The sequence below is a fragment of the Verrucosispora sp. ts21 genome (assembly GCF_002879555.1).
Taxonomy (GTDB): domain Bacteria; phylum Actinomycetota; class Actinomycetes; order Mycobacteriales; family Micromonosporaceae; genus Micromonospora; species Micromonospora gifhornensis.
Genome location: NZ_PNOZ01000017.1, coordinates 1 through 15,777, shown reverse-complemented (window position 1 = coordinate 15,777; position 15,777 = coordinate 1). Strand labels below are relative to the sequence as shown.

Below are 15,777 nucleotides of genomic sequence, written 5' to 3'. Positions count from 1 at the left end.
TGGATCACGGAAAGTCGTCGGGCGTGATGTCGGGCAGCGTGGCGAGCAGTTGCCCGGCCAGGCGCCGTACGGTGTCGTCGTCCCGCTGGCGGCCGAGCCGTATGAGCAGCTCTCGAGTCCGGGTGTCTCGGTAGTGGTGTCGGGTCAGCGCCAGCAATGCGGTCCGGCGGATTTCCCAGTCGTTGTCAGCGGCCAGCCGGAGCAGCAGCTCCGGCACTCCGGCCCGGCCGGCCAGGGTCGCGCCGAGTTGTTCCACCGCTCGGCGCCGGACCTCCAGGGCCGGGTCGTCGCGGACCAGTCCGACGAGCAGCACCTGAACCTCGGGGTCGGTGCCGAAGTGTTCGCCGAGCGCGGCGGCGATGCGGGCACGGATCGCCGGGTCCTGGTCGGACAGGCGGCGCATCAGTCGCAGTGTCACCGCCATGGAGGCGCTCCCCTGCTCGGTGAGGCAGCAGACCGCGGCGTCGAACACGGTCGGGTCGGTGTCTGACTCGACGCATTCCAGCAGCGTGTCGGTCACCACGTCGGGACTGCCGTGACGGCAGAGCGTCCGCACGGCGGCCAACCGGATGCCGACGTAGCTGTCCCGGCGGGCTCGCCGGCACAGTGTTTCGACAAGGCTGTCGGTCTCGCCGTGCCGGGCGAGCGCGTCGGCGGCCGCGCGCAGCACGTTCGGGTCGGGATCTCGGCTGACCTGTTCGGCCAGGCACTCCCGTACGGCGGGGTCGGGTGGGTCGGCGAGACGGGCCAGGCTTCGGGTGACCCGCAGTCGGACGAGCGCGTCGCGCTCTTCGAAGGCTCGGCTGATGAGCAGGTCGCGGGTGGCACGGCCGAACAGTTGTCGGCCGGTGAGCAGGTCGACGGCGGCGAGTCGGACGCTGGCGGTCGGGTCGCGTCGGGCGCTGGCTAGTAGTAGTTCTTCGGTACGCGGGTCCGGGTGGGTCTCGGCCAGGGCGCGTACCGCGGCGAGGCGTACGGTGGCGTCCTCGTCGGCGCGAGCCGCCCGCGCCACCACGGTCCAGCTGGCGTCGTCGGTGCTGTCCCGGTCGATCAGTGCGGTCACGGCGGCAGCCCGCACGGAGGCGTCCTCGTCCTGTTCGATCTGATCGATCAGCCGGGCCCGGCAGCGGCCGTCCGGGTCAGGCACGAGCGTCAACCGCTGTACGGCGGTGGCGCGGAGCCGGGCGGAGCTGTCTGAGCCGGCCAGCTTCAGCAACAGCTCGGTCTCCTCCGGGCCGGCCCGGCCCGGCAGCAGTCTGGTCGCCAGGCAGCGCCGCACCTCGTCCGGGGAGTCGCCGGTCATTCGCTGTAGCGCGCGACTGCGGGCGGTCTCGGCGTGTTCGGGCAGGGCCAGCAGGGCTGTCAGCGCCTCCTGCACGACTGCGGGATCGGAGTCCGTGGCCAGCAGTCGCTGGAGGGTGCCGGGTGCGTGCGGTAGGTCGGTGCAGCGCGCGGTGAGCACGGCGACCGCCGCCCGTCGTACCGTGGCGGCGTTGTCCTCGGTGGCCCGGAGCAGGACGTGGCGGATGTTGTCGCTGAGTTCCGCCCGACCGCCGAGAGACTGTACGGCCAGCGCGCGGACCGCGGGGTCGGGCGAGTCGGTGAGGTCGCGTAGCTCGTGGATGAGGTCGGCATCGGCGCCGAAGTGAGTGATCAGGGCCCGTACGGCGGCCTGCCGAACGGCGGTGGAGACCTCGGCTCCGGCCTGTGTGATCAGGATGTCCCGGTAGCGGTGACGGTCGCCGTCGGTGGCGTTCAGCCGGCCGGCGGCTTCGGCGAGCCCGGCGACCAGGGCGAGGTGGGCTTGCCGCTCGCGGCCGTGCTGGAGCTCCCGGACCAGCAGTTCCTCCAGGTGTTCCTCGGTGGTGGACAGCGCTGCGGCGATCCGGGTGGCAAAGGTGGAGCCGGAGCGCCAGCTGGTGCGTACGCCGCGGCGGCGGTACCAGTTCAGGAAGGTGTGCCGGCCGGGCCAGTTCGGCCCGAGTGCCCGCACCGACGAGAGCAGTTCCTGTTCGGTGAGCTCGGTCAGGTTGGGGTCGTCGGCGGAGATGCCGTGTTCGACAAGCAGGACGATCTGGCACAGCACGGCGTTACCCGCAGCGGTCAGTTCGGCGGGCTGTGGGGTTTCGGCCACGCATTGTGCGGCCAGCACCAGGTTCCAGGGCGGGGCGGTCAGGTTCAGCGGCGGCCAGGGTTGGGTGGTCTCGGTGGCGAGCAGGGTGATCAGGTCGTTGGCGATCCGGGCGGGTAGGGCACCGGCGACGAGGCGCAGCACCTCTCGCCAGGACGGGTCGGCCCAGTGTTCGCGGAAGAGGGCGCGGAGCCGGTCGAGGTCCCAGGCACCGGGGTCGTTTTCGAACCTGTCCACGATCTCCTCGGCGCAGAAGAATTCCAGGAACGCGCGGTGCACGAACCCGAACAGTCGCAGTCCGTATCGTTCCAGGATGAAGCTTCGGTGACGCAGTTTTTCGATCATCGAGTAGGCCATGGCGAGCGCCCGCTCGTTCTCGAAACCGTAGAACGCGACGAGGTGGTCCCGGAAGACGCGGCCCAGTTCGTCGGAGTCGATGTAGTTGCCTGCTGGTCCCGATTCCCGGAACTGCATGTGGAATGCCAGGTGACGCAGTAGTCGACGCTTCGCCTGCAGGTCCAGCGAGGGGACGTCGCCGTGGCTCTCCCGCAGTTGTTTGGTCACGTCCCACTCGGAGATGAGGACGTCGGTGACGTGTGCGTACAGTCGGCGTCGGTTGCGGGGCAGGGGGTGGCTGCGGCCGACGATCGTCATGAGCATCAGCAGGAGTGGGTTGCCGGCGATCTCGTGCATCGCTCGGGAGTTGCGCAGCATGTCGAGAAGCTGTCGTCGTTGCCGTTGTGCTTCGACAGCTGGGGTGGGCATCACGTAGCGGTACCAGTTGTCGAGGAACTGGGTAATCTGTTCGTCGTCGAGGTCTTCGAGGGTGAAGTGGTCGAACCCGGCGTTGGCGAATGTGTGTCGCTGGTAGCCGGCCGCCCGTGAGGTGACCACTGACAGCACTCCCGGATACTCGTTGGCGAAGGTGGCGATCTGTGCGGCCACCTCTTCGCGCTGGGCCGGGTCGAACACCTCGTCGAGTCCGTCGAAGAGGAAGAGGGCTTGGCCGCCTTGGCGCAGGTATGACTCCAGCACCTCCTGGTCGATTCCGGTCAATCCCTGTTGGTGGCGGTGGCCGACGTAGTCGAGTAAGCCGTCGCAGCGGCCGTCGCCGCGGTGCGCGGCGTAGGAGCGGAGCTCGATCAGCACGGGCAGGTACTGGTTGAGCGCCGCGAGTCGCGGTTCGTCGCAGGCTCCGGCCAGTGCCAGTGCCAGGTACTGCGCGGCCGCTGACTTGCCGGAGCCCGGGTCGCCGAGCAGGACGATCGTTCGGCGGCCGGGGTCGCAGACCACGTCGAACAGCGAGAGCGCGTCCTTGGCCGCGTACTCCTCCCAGAGTCGTTCGAGCTCTTCCGGGTTCACCACGCCGGGTAGGCCGCTGGTGTCGCCGTCGGATGTGGTGCCGGCCCATCGCCACCAGGCCAGTGGCATCTCCGGGCGGGCTTCCTCGTGTACTCGGGGCTCGACGAACAATTTCGGCAGTCCGACGGTGAGGTAGCCGATGGTCGGACGTGGTGAGACGGCGTCGACCGGGACGGCTTGATATCTGAGCGCCAGTTGCTTGTGGTAGTGGCTGCGTACGGCTTCGGGTAGGTGGGTGTCCGGATCGGCGGGTCCACGTGCGGGAGAGCGTCCACTGCGTACGTCGGCCAGCGCCGCGGTGACCTTGGCGGTGAGGTCGTCGACGCTGGTGAAAAAGGCGCACAGGTGTCGTTCCTTGAGTTCGCGGCGCAGTTCGACGATTCGCTCGCCGTCGGCGCCCCGGTCGACCTGGTCGACCGGCCAGGGGGTCTCCTCGGCGAGGAGGAAGACCAGGCAGGGCTTTCCGGCCGCGAGTGCCTCGCGGTACTCCAGTTCGGTAATGGAGGATTCCTGACCGGGCGGGCGAAATCCGTAGCGCCAGGCGAAAAGTCCGATGTAGAGGTCGCAGCGGCGTACGTCGGCCAGGCAACGGTCGAGCGGTGGTCGGACGTCGGCACCGTACGCTTCCATGGCGACGTCCTCGATCTCCAGACGGCGTGCCACTGCGTGTACGGCAGCGCGATATTCCAGCAGGTCTTTCTGAGTGGCCGAAAGGTAGACCTTCATAAACGGCAACTCCAGGGGTAGCTGGCGTCCGCACTATCGAAAATATCAGTCGTCGTCACGTTCGTGCGGCCGGCGACGCTCCGCCGCCATAGGATTCCCGCCGATGTCGGGCCTATGATGCCCCCAGGGCAGACGCCGACCCGCGGGTCGATTCCGTTTTCGCCGGGTCTCAATGGGGTCGGTGTCCGCGCAGGTCACGGCGAGGTTAATCAGCGGGGGTCGCATTCCGCAGGATGATTGCGGGCGGACGGCGATGCGGAGGAAGCCATGATCACTTTCGGTGAGGTGCACACCAACCTGCTTCAACACAGCACGGCGCTGGTTCAGGAGCAGAGTTCGCAGGTACTCAGCCTGGTCGAAGGCGAGGCCGTGCTGACATCCCGCCGTCCGTCGCTCTATGCGGTCTCGCCCGATGTGCGCACCGGCGTGGACTGCTGGCTGCCCAGCGCCAGGCGGAGGAGGTTACGGGGGGTGGGCGCGGTGGTCACCCGGGCCATCATCACCGGTGGCCGAATCGTGCAGGCGTCGTCGGTCATCCAGGTCGTCGCCGGAGAACGTCGCCAGCCCTGGTCGCACTATCTGGCCAACCCGGGCGTCCTGGAGACGGTCGGCAAGCTGGACAGCGCCGACCTGACCTCGGGGTTCCTGCACGGCCACGACACGGACGTGCTGAACCTGGAGGCGATCACCGGGCGGGTGCTCGACGGGGTGCAGATGTCCGACCTGCTGGACCGGCGTCCGCCGCTGCGTGCGGCGCGTACCCGGCTGCGCTGGACCGCGCAGGTGGGCCAGCAGCCGGACCGGGAGGTCTCGGCCGTCGTCACCGTGGACTCCCCGACCCTGCGTACGGTCGAACTGGTGCTCGCCCCCCAGGACGTGCCGGCGGCCGTGGCCGGTCTCTGCGAGGACCTCGCGTTGCACGACTGGCTGCTGACCACGCTCTCCTCCCTGATGGAGGCCGTTGTCACCCGGTCCGGCAACGGGCAGGAGCATGTCGAGCGATTGCGTCCGGTGTTGGAGCACCTGCTGCACCTGTGGTTGCCGGGCGCGCGGGTCGACCCGCGACTGCGGCCGATCTGGGACCGGTTGGAGCAGGTGCCCGGATTCAGCCGCCAGTGGAACTCGTCGGTGAACTGGATCCGCGATCAGATCAGTGTGGGCAACCTGGCGCTACTGCGTGACCTGGCGGGCCGCATGTCGGTCGACCAGCCATGTGGGCGCTGAGCACACTCACCCACCGATGAACACGTAACTCAGCCGGTCGACGAGCTCGCTGGGCAGGTCCAGCCCTTCACCACCAGCGCGCCGGGTGACCTGTTGCGCGACCGCCGGCGGTACCGCCACCTGACCGAGAATGGTCCGTACCGCCAGCTCGACCGGCAGGTACTGGGTGTCCATGAGGGTCAGTGTGCGGTACGCGCAGAACGGCGCGGCAGTCGGGTTGAGCTGGACGATCGCCGGCAACTCGTCCCAGTCGGCGGGCAGCTCGCCGGTGAGCCGGCTCGGTTGCATCAGCGTCTGCCCGCGGTGTCGCAGCACGCCCAGCCGGGCCATCTGCCAGACCGATGCGAGCAGCGCGCACGCCCACTCCCGGGTCTTCGGTTCGTCGGACCACAGCTCTATGTCGACGAAGATCGAGTGCCGGGGGTCACCGGACTGCACCGGCGGGGACCAGGGACGAGGCAGGGTCATCGCCGGCGCGTCCACGTACCCGGGCGAGCGCATGCCGTTGGACAGCCACCCGGATTCACTGAGCGGGGGCCGGCTTCCGGTGGTGTGCCGAGGTGGCTCCACCACGAGGGTGTCGACCACCATCTGGGCGAGTTCGACGCCGCCGTGACGGGCGAAGCTGGATTCCCGAGCCACGTAGTCCAACACCAGGCCCAGCTCTGCCGCGGCGCTCTGCACCTGTGGGATCACCTCGCGGGGTGAGCCGAATCGGTGGAAGTAGTCGTCCACCATGAAGCAGGTGCTGATCCGCGGCTGGCGCGGGGCCGACAGTCCCTGGCGGGCAAGTGCCGGGATCGCCGGTGACCAGTCGGCGATGCGCGCGAACCTGCGCCGCAGATCCTGGCAGCCGCTGCCGAAGTCGTCCGCGTAGAAGTGGCCCAACTCGACCGACAGATGTGAGTACGCCACGCTCTCTGTCCGACGCACCGCAGCTGCCTCCTGGAACCTGACATCCACGTCGATCACACGGTTTCCCATGCGGTCTCGTCGAAGAGCTTTTCGGTCAGCTCCACGATGGCGTCCACCGTCTTCACATTCGCAATCTTGGCTTGTACGTCATGGTCCGAGATGAGCTGTTCGCGCCACTGCAACAGCGGGTCCAGCGGCACCGCGCCGAGCAGCGTCGTGCGTCCGACACCTCGGCGGCGGGCCAGTTCCGACAGTTCCGTGTCGCACTTGCGCAGGAATGCCTGCTGCGCGAGGTCGAGGTGGCCGACCTCGGGGCCGCGGGAGTCGATCACTGCTGTGCGGATGAAACGCAGCGACTCCCTCAGCCGCTCCGGCTCGTGGCCGTACTCCTTGGCCATGGCGAGGATGCCGCCCGCCTCAAAGGCGAGATCAGCCGCGGCGGTGACGTGCTGGGGAGTCCAGCGGTGGAAGACCAACCAGCGTGCGACCACCTTGCGTAGCGCGGGGGTCGCGGTGGCAGCCAGCACCATCTGACTGGCGTACGACCGGCCGGCGCTGAGGTCTACCAGGGTCAGGTCGAACTCCTCTTCCAGTCGGAGGAAGAGCTCGGCGCAGCGTTTGGCGATGTCGTTGGTGAAACCGAACTCACTGCCGTTGCGCTGGCCGGGTAGGAGCACCAGCGGACCCGAACCGATCGGTCGCTGGCGCAGGCTGGCCCGTTCCGAGCTACCCCACACGTCCAGCTGCTCGGGAAACGGGATTTCTCCGCGCAGGTAGCGGTGCAGGCCGCCGTTGTTGGGTCCGGCGCCCTCCACCCCGTTGACAGCGTCCGGGATCTGAAACGTGATGCCGGCCGTAGGCGAGCCGAAGTCGTAGTCCAGGTAACAGGTGGGACGGCCGGACAGGGCGCTGCGGTAGGCGATGTTCGCGGCGGTCACCGAACGACCGGTGCCACCCTTGTGCGACGTGACGAAGACCAGCATCAGATCCCCTCGCTGGCTTTCTGCTGCCCGGTAGTGATGTCGTTGAGCAGGAGCAGCAGCGTGTTCGCCAGGGCGGCCGCCGTGCCCGGGCGTTCGTCCACCAGCAGTTGCGCCTGGCGCAGGCTCGCCCGGATGCTGCGCATGCTGCGTTGCATCGCCTCGCCGGCGAACGTGCCGCGCATCAACTCCCGGTCGAACAGGTATTCCGCTTCGTCGATCAGATCCTGCGCGTACCCGGAGAGCCTGGCTGCGCGCGGGAAGGGCCGATCCCAGAGCAGCTGACCGGCGTTCACCAGCGCCTGTACGACCCGCGCGGTCAGATACCAGGAGGGCGCGTCCGGCTTGGGTGCCAGCCCGGGGAAAGCGCCGCCGGCATGGTCCCACAGCCCTCGGTGCCGGCCGTCGGGAATGCGGCGCAGCAGCAGGTGGTCCCACACCTCGTCGGCCAACTCGAGCAGTTCGCTGCGCCGCCGGGCATTGCTCAGCAGACCGGCGACGGTGATCGCCCGCTGCAGCAGCACGGTGGAGAACTCGTTCACGACCCACGTCATGATCGGCTTGGACGTATCGTCATTGAGAGTGACCCGCTTACCGGGAGTGTGCACAAGCAGCGCTGACTCGCCGGGCGTTGCGCGTCGGGTGACGCGGGCCCGCTGGGCCAGTTCCACCAGGACCGCAGCGATGCGGCCGAGTTCCTCGTCACCGCCGCGTCCGACCGCGAGCAGTCCCTTGACTGCCAGCGACGTCGCTTGGAGGGTGTAGTAGTCGGTGCGGTCACCGTCGGTCGTGCGCCACGGGATGTCCTCGATGGGCCATCGCCGACGGTTGCCGAAGGTCGCCACCGTCGCCCAGTAGGTCCGGGTCAGCTCCCAGCGTAGCTGCAGCGCCCGGGACAACCGTTGTTGTTCCTCGTTGAGCAGGCCGAGCAGGCGGGTACGTTCGGAGTTCAGGTCTTCGATGGCATCCATCGCGATGACCGTGAAGTAGAGGTAGGGGGCATTCTCGGCCGAGCCTTCGCGTTGCCGACCGATCGACTCGCTGGTGGGGACTTCCTCGGCGCCGGCGATGACGCCCCACGACCAGCCGCATTCGAAGAGCATGTCGCTGTTGTCGAGGTCTTCGGTGACCCGGCCCGACCCGATGACCACGCTACGCAGACTGGCCATGGTGTCTCGCAACTGCTCGCGCAGCGCCGCGACGAGTTCCCGGCGCGGTAGCTCGTCCTGGTTGACCATGTCGCACAGTCGTCGGCCGTACTCGTCGGTGGAGGTGAAGACGAAGGTGCTGAAGCTGCGCAGCAGGCCCACCATGGCGGCGGTGAGCCGAATGCTGGCCATCGTCTCCAACTCGTCCAGTTGCGCGAGCAGTTCCCGTCGCTGGGTAGCGCTGCGGTAGACCTTGACGAAACCGATGGTCGCCAGCGTGAGGGTGACGGAGACGGCGAACGAGTCGACGATGTCCTGGGAACGTTGTTCCTCGGTGAGCTCCGGGCCGCCCTCGACGGGGGTGAGGTAGCCGCCGCCGCCGAAGACGGGCGTGCCGTCCTCGGCGGTGTACCGCCGGAAGTAATCGATCATGACGGTGACCAGCCGTCGGGGTATTTCGATCGCACCGCCGAGGGAATTGAGGGACTCGATCACCTCGTCGTCGGCGCGGTCGGGGTCGTCGAGCGACAGCGCAGGGATCTTCGATGCGGGCAGCAGCAGGGTCAGCAGTTGCTCGGCATCATTGATGGAATTGCTACCGCTTCGGCCGCCCCAGTGCCATTCGCCTTTTTCCCAGCAGCTCCGCACCGTGGCCCGCCAGATGTCGAGGATCTCCTGGCGCGGCTGTATCCGCATGATCCACCGCCGTCTGCATGTAGTCGCCGACTCGGAATTGCTGGTGTTGCCGCGCGCACGGTGATCCACGATGACCGGCACGGATGTGCAGTGTCATGGTAACGGGCCGGTCGAGTGTCACCGGAGACGCTCTGCCACCCGCATGTCAGCGAGCCGCAGGACGTGGTGCAGGGTTCCACGCGGCAGGCCGGGGCATCCGGTCGGGGGCGACCATGACGGTCGCCGGCGCCTATCCGCGGGTGCGGCCGGTGGTCAGCAGCATGCTCAGGTATCCGTCGCGCAACGGCGGTCGAGGGCGCTCCTCGTGGACGGTCACGTCGTACGCGCCGGCCGCGATGCCAGCCACCACCTCGGCGCGGTGCAACGCCACGGCCGGAAACGAGCGCAGGCCGACGCGGTAGCCGACGGATCCGAGCATGACGGCCACGGCGAAGGGTGCGCCGGGACGCAGCGCCCGCAGGAACCGGGTGACGGCGTGTTCGGCCTCCGCCCGGTCGGCCGAGATGGAGCAGGCCACGAAAAACATCGTGCCGGCGTCCCAGGTGTGCTGCGGCAGGTCGAAGACGCTGGTCCGGCAGACCTGGCCGACCTGAGCCAGGCGCTGTCGCGGATCCGACAGCGCCGCGTACGCCGGATGCTCGACGCAGACCTGCCAGTACGGATCCCAGAGTTCGTCGTAGCCGTCGACCTGCGTACGCAGCCAGCGCACATTCGACGCCGACCATTCACACAGATCGATGGTGTGCGCGAACGGCAGGAGCGTCAGGGCCGGATAGAGGTTGGCACCCGATCCGACGTCGACACAACGCGCGTCGGCCAGCTTCGCTGCGGCGAAGAAGTCACGGGTTCGGCGGAGCAGCTCCCGGTCGTCGGAGCGCAGGTCCGCGTAGTTGTGCCGGACATAGGCCTGCGGGTCGAACCTGTCCCACTCGACCTCGGTATTCACCGGCCCCGGGGACTGCATCGGCACGGATGACGCGGAATCGCCACGACCGCCGGCCTCCGGGGTCAACGCCATGGACGTGCCTCCATCGGTCTCAGCGGATCACACTGGGTTCTCGCTCCGGCGCGCTCGGTGTACTGGCCATTGTGTATCGAACCTGTTACCTGCCCGCAAGTGACGGCACGTCACCACGGACAGCGCCAGAGGAGCGATCGAGTGAACTCGATGGAGGCCCGCCAGTGCGTGCGCATGCACATCCACATCGATTGACGTGGTGCGATTGCTTCACGACGTCGCGGCCCACACGGACACCGGGTTCTTCCCAAGGCCAGCACGAGCCGGCCCGGTGCGCTCCACCAGGCTCAAGCGCTGGTTGGCGGCCGGCTTTCCATCATGTCCGCGGCCCCACGGAAGCCAGGTCCTGGGAAAACGGGAGAAGCCGGTGGAACTTGCCGGCATAGCTCGCGATATCGGCAGCATTCTGCGAGAAGTGATTGTCGTCGTCATGGTCCGACATCGACACGGTCCGGTGCATGATCCTTCCGTCGATGACAACAAATGACTCGCGAAGCGACTTCTGTATCCGGCGGTTCTGCACCCATTTGACGTTGATCCCGAGATTTGCCTCAATTTCCATGAGGTCGTAGAGTTTCGGTGTCACGTTCTCGGAGATGAAGATGCGGGAGATTCGGACACCGCGGTCGGCGATGAGCGAACGCTGGATCTCCAGATACTCGCGGTAAAGCGGCAACTGCCACCACACGTCCTCAACCTCGGCCGGGCTCGTGCCGAGCACCTCGGTTGTGGCGGAGCGCATCAGATCCAGCAGCACGTTGGAGTACGTGAAGTCGAGTTGCAGACGGCCATCGGCGAGGCCGGACAGGTCGTCCAGAGTGTTTCGTACCCGCGCCACGGCCTGCTCCACGAGGATGTGATCGAGGTTCTCCGCGCGGCTGGCCTGCCCGATCTTCGCCAGCCGCTTGACCTCGGGGTCGAACAATCCGAGGTTGGCGCCTCTGCTGATGAAATCGTACGTCTCGGTAACCGAGCGCAGGGCAGACTCAGTTCGCGTCCAGCCCTGGTCCAGTTCGCGGTGCGCGCGGGCCTGCTCTTCCTTGATCTCGTTGAGTTTCTGCATCATCCCGAACAACAGGCTCGTGGCCACGCCCGTGAGACCCAGGGCAACGCTCATCGGCCCGCTGATGCCAGCCAGCAACGTGGCGACGATTGCGACGAGAGAGACCAGCGTGCCCAGAACCGAGATTGCCCAGTCAGCCGTGAACCTCTTGAGGTCGCGCATTCGATGACCACCCTAAACCCCGACCAAGGAGTGATGTCGTTGGCGCAATCTCGGCGGAATCATCCACCAAGGAACTCATCCTAGGAGCCGTAGTCAACGCAAGCCGGCTGCACCGTGCACCTCGCACCGGTGCTGATCCAACCGATGGCAGCCGACGACGTCGTCGCGGTGGCCGAGGTCGTGGTCGGCGCGCCGGCCAACGCGGTGGTCGAGGTCGCCGGCCCGGAGCAGTTCCACCTCGACGATCATGGACAGCATTTCGTGGATAGTGGGCGCGATCCCGTGCGTCTGTGGTGGTGAATGAGGCGTACGGGACGGAGTTCAGCGGTTGGACGACAAGGCGAGAGCCAGGTTCGGTGACTTCGCGCAGAACCGGACCGCCGCCCTGATCAGGGCGGCGTACCTGCTCACCGGCGACCAGCATGCCGCCGAGGATCTGGTGCAGTCGGCGCTGGCCAAGACGTATGCCAGATGGCCGACTCTCCGGCACGAGGACCCCGAGGGGTACGTGCGCGCGGTGATGTACCGCGAGCGGGTCAGCTGGTGGCGGCGCCGGGGACGACTACGGGAGACGCTTGTCGGCTCGCCGGTCGAGCGGGAACACCCGGACGACAGCTGCCATGCCGACCTGCGGCTGGCCATGCGGGCAGCTCTGCTGCGCCTTCCCGTGGCGCAACGTGCGGTGCTGGTCCTGCGGTACTACGAGGACCTGCCCGAGCAACAGGTGGCCGAGGTGCTCGGCTGCTCGGTCGGGACGGTCCGCAGCCGGACCCACCGGGCGGTCAGCCGGCTGCGTGAGGTGCTGCCCGGTGCCGAACTCGTGCTGGAGCTGAAGCGATGAACACCCCGATCGACGACCTCATCCGATCCACCCTTACCGACCTTGCCGAGGAGGCAGTTCCGATGAACCTGACAGACTCCGCCGTCGCCCGGGCGCGCCGGCGTCGTACCCTCACCGTCTCGGTGGGGGTGGCGGGCGTCGTCGCCGCCCTCATGGTCGGCACGCCACTGGCGTTGGCGGTGAGCCGGGACGCCCCGCCGTCCGCGCCCGCCGATCAGCCACCGGTGGACTTCCCCAGCCCTGTCCCGATCAGCCCTGTCCCCTCCCCGCCGGCCGACCTGCCCAGTCCTGTCCCGATCAGCCCTGTCCCCTTCCCTCCGGTGGATCCGAAGGGTCCGGGCGCAGGTTCCTGACTCCAGGAACCATCGGCCGGGCGGCCCGAGCTTGGACAGACCGGAGTCGGCCACGCCGGGCTTGCCGCACGTCTGCGCTCGGCCGCGATGTGCACGTGGGGATTGGCCCGTCAGAGCCGTGCGAGAGCGGGGCGTGTGCTCGGCCCGGAGGGGATGCGAGGCTGAACGCGTGGCTCCCCGATCGACGTACCTGCGGCAGGTTGATGACATCCTCGCCCGGGTCGAGGTCATCGCCAGGTCTCTCGACTCGTACATCCCGGGTGCCCGCGAGTCCCTGGGCCGGTGCGATGCCCGCCTGCCGGTGACGCCTGTATGAGCCTGGTGTCGGCGTTCGTGCCGATCTGGATTCTCACCGCGGTCGGCTACGCGGCTTGTCGGTGGGGCCTGCTGGGCGAGGCGGGGGCGTCGGTGCTCGGCCGGTTCGTATTCCACCTTGCGATGCCGGCCGCCCTGTTCCTGGCCCTGTCCCGAATGCCGCTCTCCGGGTTCGCAGGCCGCCCGCTGCTCGCCTTCGCGGTGAGCACCGCCGTGGTCCTCGGATTCGGGTGGGTCGGCGCGAGCCGGCTGTTCGGTCGCGCACCCGGCGAACGGCCCATCTGGGGCATGGCCGCCGGGTACGTCAACTCGGCGAACCTCGGCATCCCCATCGCCACGCAGGTTCTCGGCGACGTGTCGTTCCTGGCGGAGGTGGTGCTGCTGCAGGCGCTGGTGGTGACACCCGTGATCCTGGTCGCCCTGGACCGGCACAGCGACCCGGCCGGGCGGGTACGGGTCCGCCGTATCGCCTCCCTGCCGGTACGCAACCCGGTGATCCTGGCGTCGCTGCTCGGCGTCGCGTGCTCGGCTGCCGACCTACAACTGCCGTCGGCGGCCGACGCGTCGCTCACCCTGCTGGCGGGTGCCGCGGTTCCGGCGGCCCTGGTCGCCCTCGGCGCGTCCCTGCACCACACGGCGCCGTCCCGGGCAGAGCCGGCCGAACCGGTCGGGGTGGCCGAGCTGGCTGTGATCACCGCGTTGAAGCTCGTCGCACAGCCGGTCATCGCGTACGCGGCCGGGCTGGCCTTGCACCTGTCCGCGCCGCAGTTGCTCGCCGTGGTGGTGTGCGCGGGCCTGCCGACAGCGCAGAACACGTTCATCTTCGGCCAGGAGTACGGTGTCGGCCAGGCGTTCGCCAATCGGGCGGTGGTGGTGACCACGACGCTGTCGCTGGCGACCCTGGCCGCCGCGGCGACGCTGCTCGGGTAGGCCCGTCAACTGACTGGTCCGGCAATCCTGGTGAATGCTCCGGTCGTGGGCGAACGCGCGCGTTGACCTGCGCCGAGAAGCCTCGTCAGCCAGGCTGCCTGGCACCGCGGGCGTTCACGCGTACGGACTTCGCACCTGCTCGAAGTGGAACTCGCGGATGAAGCAGTCTCGTGGTTGACCGACCGCGAAGAGCACGCAGTCGATGACCGACCGCGCGGTGAGGTCGCTGTCCGCCTGCCGCGGCCCGTCCTGGACGAAGTCCGGTGGAAACAGGGAGATCACTCGGATCCCTTCCGGCCGGAGCCGGTACGACAGGATCTCAGCGAGCCCGGCATGGGCGTGCTTGGCCGCGTAGAACGCGGGATGGGCGCCTGAACGGCGGTGCCCCACCTCGCCGCACGCGGAGATCATGTTGACGACGTCAGGCCGCGACGATGCGCGTAGCAGCGGCAAAAGGTGCTTGGTCAGTAGCACGGTGCCGGTTCCGCCCGCGGCCATCACGCTTTCGATCGCATCGTCGGAGCCGTCCGCCAGGTCCTCGCCTTCGAGGTATGCGGCACCATTGTTGATCAGCACATCGAGGTGGCTCGTCCGGTCGGCCACGGCCGCGGCGAACACGCGCACGGAGTTCGGTACGGCGAGGTCGCAGCGGAACGCGTGAGCCCGACCCGGCCCTCGCCGGCTGATCGCATCCGCAACATGCTCGGCCGCCGCCAGGTCGCGGGCCGAGAGGAAGACCTGTGCGCCGCGTTCGGCGAACGCTTCGGCCAGGAGTCGCCCCGTGCCCCGTGCCGCACCGGTGATGACGACACGCACACCATCAAGATCCACGGCAGGCAGTGAAGCACCTCAACTCTGGTTGAGGTCAACCCATCTGTGATCTCAGTACGTCGAACTCGCAGCCTGGCGAGGAGGGGTCGAAGCCGTGTTCGATCAGCCAGCGGGATGCCAGCAAGCTGCGTAGCGACCACCAGGCGCGGATCAGGTCCCGGTCGACGTCGGTGCCGTAACCGGCGAGGAGGTCGCCGAGACGTTCCTCGTGCCCGAGGGTCAGGATGGCCAGGTCGAACAGCGGATCGCCAGGTGCCGCCTCGGACCAGTCGATCACCCCGGTGACCTCGTCGCCGTCGGTGAAGATATGGGTGATCTGCAGATCACCGTGCATGAACACTGGCGTCCACGGCCGAATCGCGGCCTGGGCTATCTCGCGGTTACGGTCGACCAGGCCGGCAGGCAGGACGCCGTTGTCGACGAGCCAGGCGCATTCGCGCTCGAGTTCCGCGTCCAACCCGACGAGCTTCTTACCGACCCACGGCGGCGGTGGCGCGTCGTGCAGCTTCCGGATCGCAGCACCCGCCGCGGCCCACGCCGCCGGTGACGCGGGTGACGGCTCACCGAGACGGCCGAGTGCCTGGCCAGGGACGGCGGCGATCGCGAGGACGGGCGGCTTGCGCCACAGGACCTCGGGAGTCGGGACGGGTGCCAGCCGCATCGCCTCGACCTCGACATCGATGCGCGCCTGATCGCTGTCGACCTTCAGGAACACGTCGCCGACGCGCAGGGTCACGCGCTCGTTGTGGGCGACGACGACCGCGACCTCTTCCACACCGGTCATTATCGAAGGCTGGCTGTCGACGCCGCCACGGATTGTTTGCGTGCGTTACGGCGCCACAAGCAAGCGCCCTGGCCGACTCGTCCCACACCGGCACGACCATCCGCTGGACGTCGCAGTCGAGGCTCCGCACCGCCTTGCCGTTCCTCTTGGAAGAGGCTTCAGGTGCGCGCGGGGTGTAGGCGGCTCCTCAGGCGACCGGGAGGTCGATTCGTCGTCCGGTTCCGTCCGGAGCCCCGTCATCGGGGCTCTTCGAAGTTAAGCGGGGTTGAGGTGTCCGCGGTGGCGGCGGGTGGTGGCT

General features: G+C 68.2%; 14 protein-coding genes. 6 read left to right on the top strand and 8 right to left on the bottom strand.

The features are described from left to right. Positions 1–4 precede the first annotated feature (4 nt). A complete protein-coding gene (locus C1A38_RS09770; protein WP_102657515.1) occupies positions 5–4,219 on the bottom strand; it encodes a HEAT repeat domain-containing protein in 4,215 nt (1,404 codons plus the stop codon). A 267-nt stretch (positions 4,220–4,486) separates the two neighbouring features. On the opposite strand from C1A38_RS09770, the gene C1A38_RS09765 reads away from it, so the two are divergent. After that, on the top strand, positions 4,487–5,443 hold the full coding sequence (locus tag C1A38_RS09765; RefSeq protein WP_102657514.1) for an SCO2521 family protein: 957 nt from the start codon (positions 4,487–4,489) through the stop codon (positions 5,441–5,443). Between the two features lie 6 nt (positions 5,444–5,449). Here the strand turns inward: C1A38_RS09765 and C1A38_RS09760 are convergent, their stop codons facing one another. The 5 genes from C1A38_RS09760 to C1A38_RS09740 all read right to left on the bottom strand — a co-directional run bounded on the left by C1A38_RS09760 (position 5,450) and on the right by C1A38_RS09740 (position 11,425). Then, positions 5,450–6,427, bottom strand: a complete 978-nt coding sequence (locus C1A38_RS09760) for an SCO2522 family protein (protein WP_238360011.1) — start codon at positions 6,425–6,427, stop codon at positions 5,450–5,452. Continuing rightward, the gene (locus C1A38_RS09755) at positions 6,412–7,341 is read right to left on the bottom strand and encodes an SCO2523 family variant P-loop protein (RefSeq protein WP_013733235.1); all 930 of its coding nucleotides are present in this window, start codon (positions 7,339–7,341) and stop codon (positions 6,412–6,414) included. Before C1A38_RS09755 ends, C1A38_RS09760 begins: the two co-directional genes overlap by 16 nt. Further along, positions 7,341–9,182, bottom strand: a complete 1,842-nt coding sequence (locus C1A38_RS09750) for an SCO2524 family protein (RefSeq protein WP_102657512.1) — start codon at positions 9,180–9,182, stop codon at positions 7,341–7,343. Before C1A38_RS09750 ends, C1A38_RS09755 begins: the two co-directional genes overlap by 1 nt. A 229-nt stretch (positions 9,183–9,411) precedes the next feature. Further along, positions 9,412–10,128: an SCO2525 family SAM-dependent methyltransferase gene (locus tag C1A38_RS09745; protein ID WP_199180159.1), complete on the bottom strand. Its 717-nt coding sequence runs from the start codon at positions 10,126–10,128 to the stop codon at positions 9,412–9,414. A gap of 388 nt (positions 10,129–10,516) precedes the next feature. Beyond that, on the bottom strand, positions 10,517–11,425 hold the full coding sequence (locus C1A38_RS09740; protein WP_102657511.1) for a hypothetical protein: 909 nt from the start codon (positions 11,423–11,425) through the stop codon (positions 10,517–10,519). Positions 11,426–11,569: 144 nt separating this feature from the next. On the opposite strand from C1A38_RS09740, the gene C1A38_RS31135 reads away from it, so the two are divergent. The 5 genes from C1A38_RS31135 to C1A38_RS09720 all read left to right on the top strand — a co-directional run bounded on the left by C1A38_RS31135 (position 11,570) and on the right by C1A38_RS09720 (position 13,864). Next, a complete protein-coding gene (locus C1A38_RS31135) occupies positions 11,570–11,725 on the top strand; it encodes a hypothetical protein (RefSeq protein ID WP_158244879.1) in 156 nt (51 codons plus the stop codon). Positions 11,726–11,753: 28 nt separating this feature from the next. Continuing rightward, the gene (locus tag C1A38_RS09730) at positions 11,754–12,266 is read left to right on the top strand and encodes a SigE family RNA polymerase sigma factor (RefSeq protein ID WP_102657509.1); all 513 of its coding nucleotides are present in this window, start codon (positions 11,754–11,756) and stop codon (positions 12,264–12,266) included. A 62-nt stretch (positions 12,267–12,328) separates the two neighbouring features. Further along, positions 12,329–12,619, top strand: a complete 291-nt coding sequence (locus C1A38_RS09725; protein ID WP_146017505.1) for a hypothetical protein — start codon at positions 12,329–12,331, stop codon at positions 12,617–12,619. 169 nt (positions 12,620–12,788) lie between these two features. After that, on the top strand, positions 12,789–12,935 hold the full coding sequence (locus C1A38_RS31130; protein ID WP_158244878.1) for a hypothetical protein: 147 nt from the start codon (positions 12,789–12,791) through the stop codon (positions 12,933–12,935). Further along, the gene (locus C1A38_RS09720; RefSeq protein ID WP_102657507.1) at positions 12,932–13,864 is read left to right on the top strand and encodes an AEC family transporter; all 933 of its coding nucleotides are present in this window, start codon (positions 12,932–12,934) and stop codon (positions 13,862–13,864) included. The genes C1A38_RS31130 and C1A38_RS09720 overlap by 4 nt, the downstream gene beginning before the upstream one ends. A gap of 114 nt (positions 13,865–13,978) precedes the next feature. On the opposite strand, the gene C1A38_RS09715 is transcribed toward C1A38_RS09720, so the two are convergent. Both C1A38_RS09715 and C1A38_RS09710 read right to left on the bottom strand, forming a co-directional pair. Further along, positions 13,979–14,695: an SDR family NAD(P)-dependent oxidoreductase gene (locus C1A38_RS09715; protein WP_102657506.1), complete on the bottom strand. Its 717-nt coding sequence runs from the start codon at positions 14,693–14,695 to the stop codon at positions 13,979–13,981. 34 nt (positions 14,696–14,729) lie between these two features. Continuing rightward, a complete protein-coding gene (locus tag C1A38_RS09710) occupies positions 14,730–15,479 on the bottom strand; it encodes a phosphotransferase family protein (protein WP_199180158.1) in 750 nt (249 codons plus the stop codon). Positions 15,480–15,777: the final 298 nt, after the last annotated feature.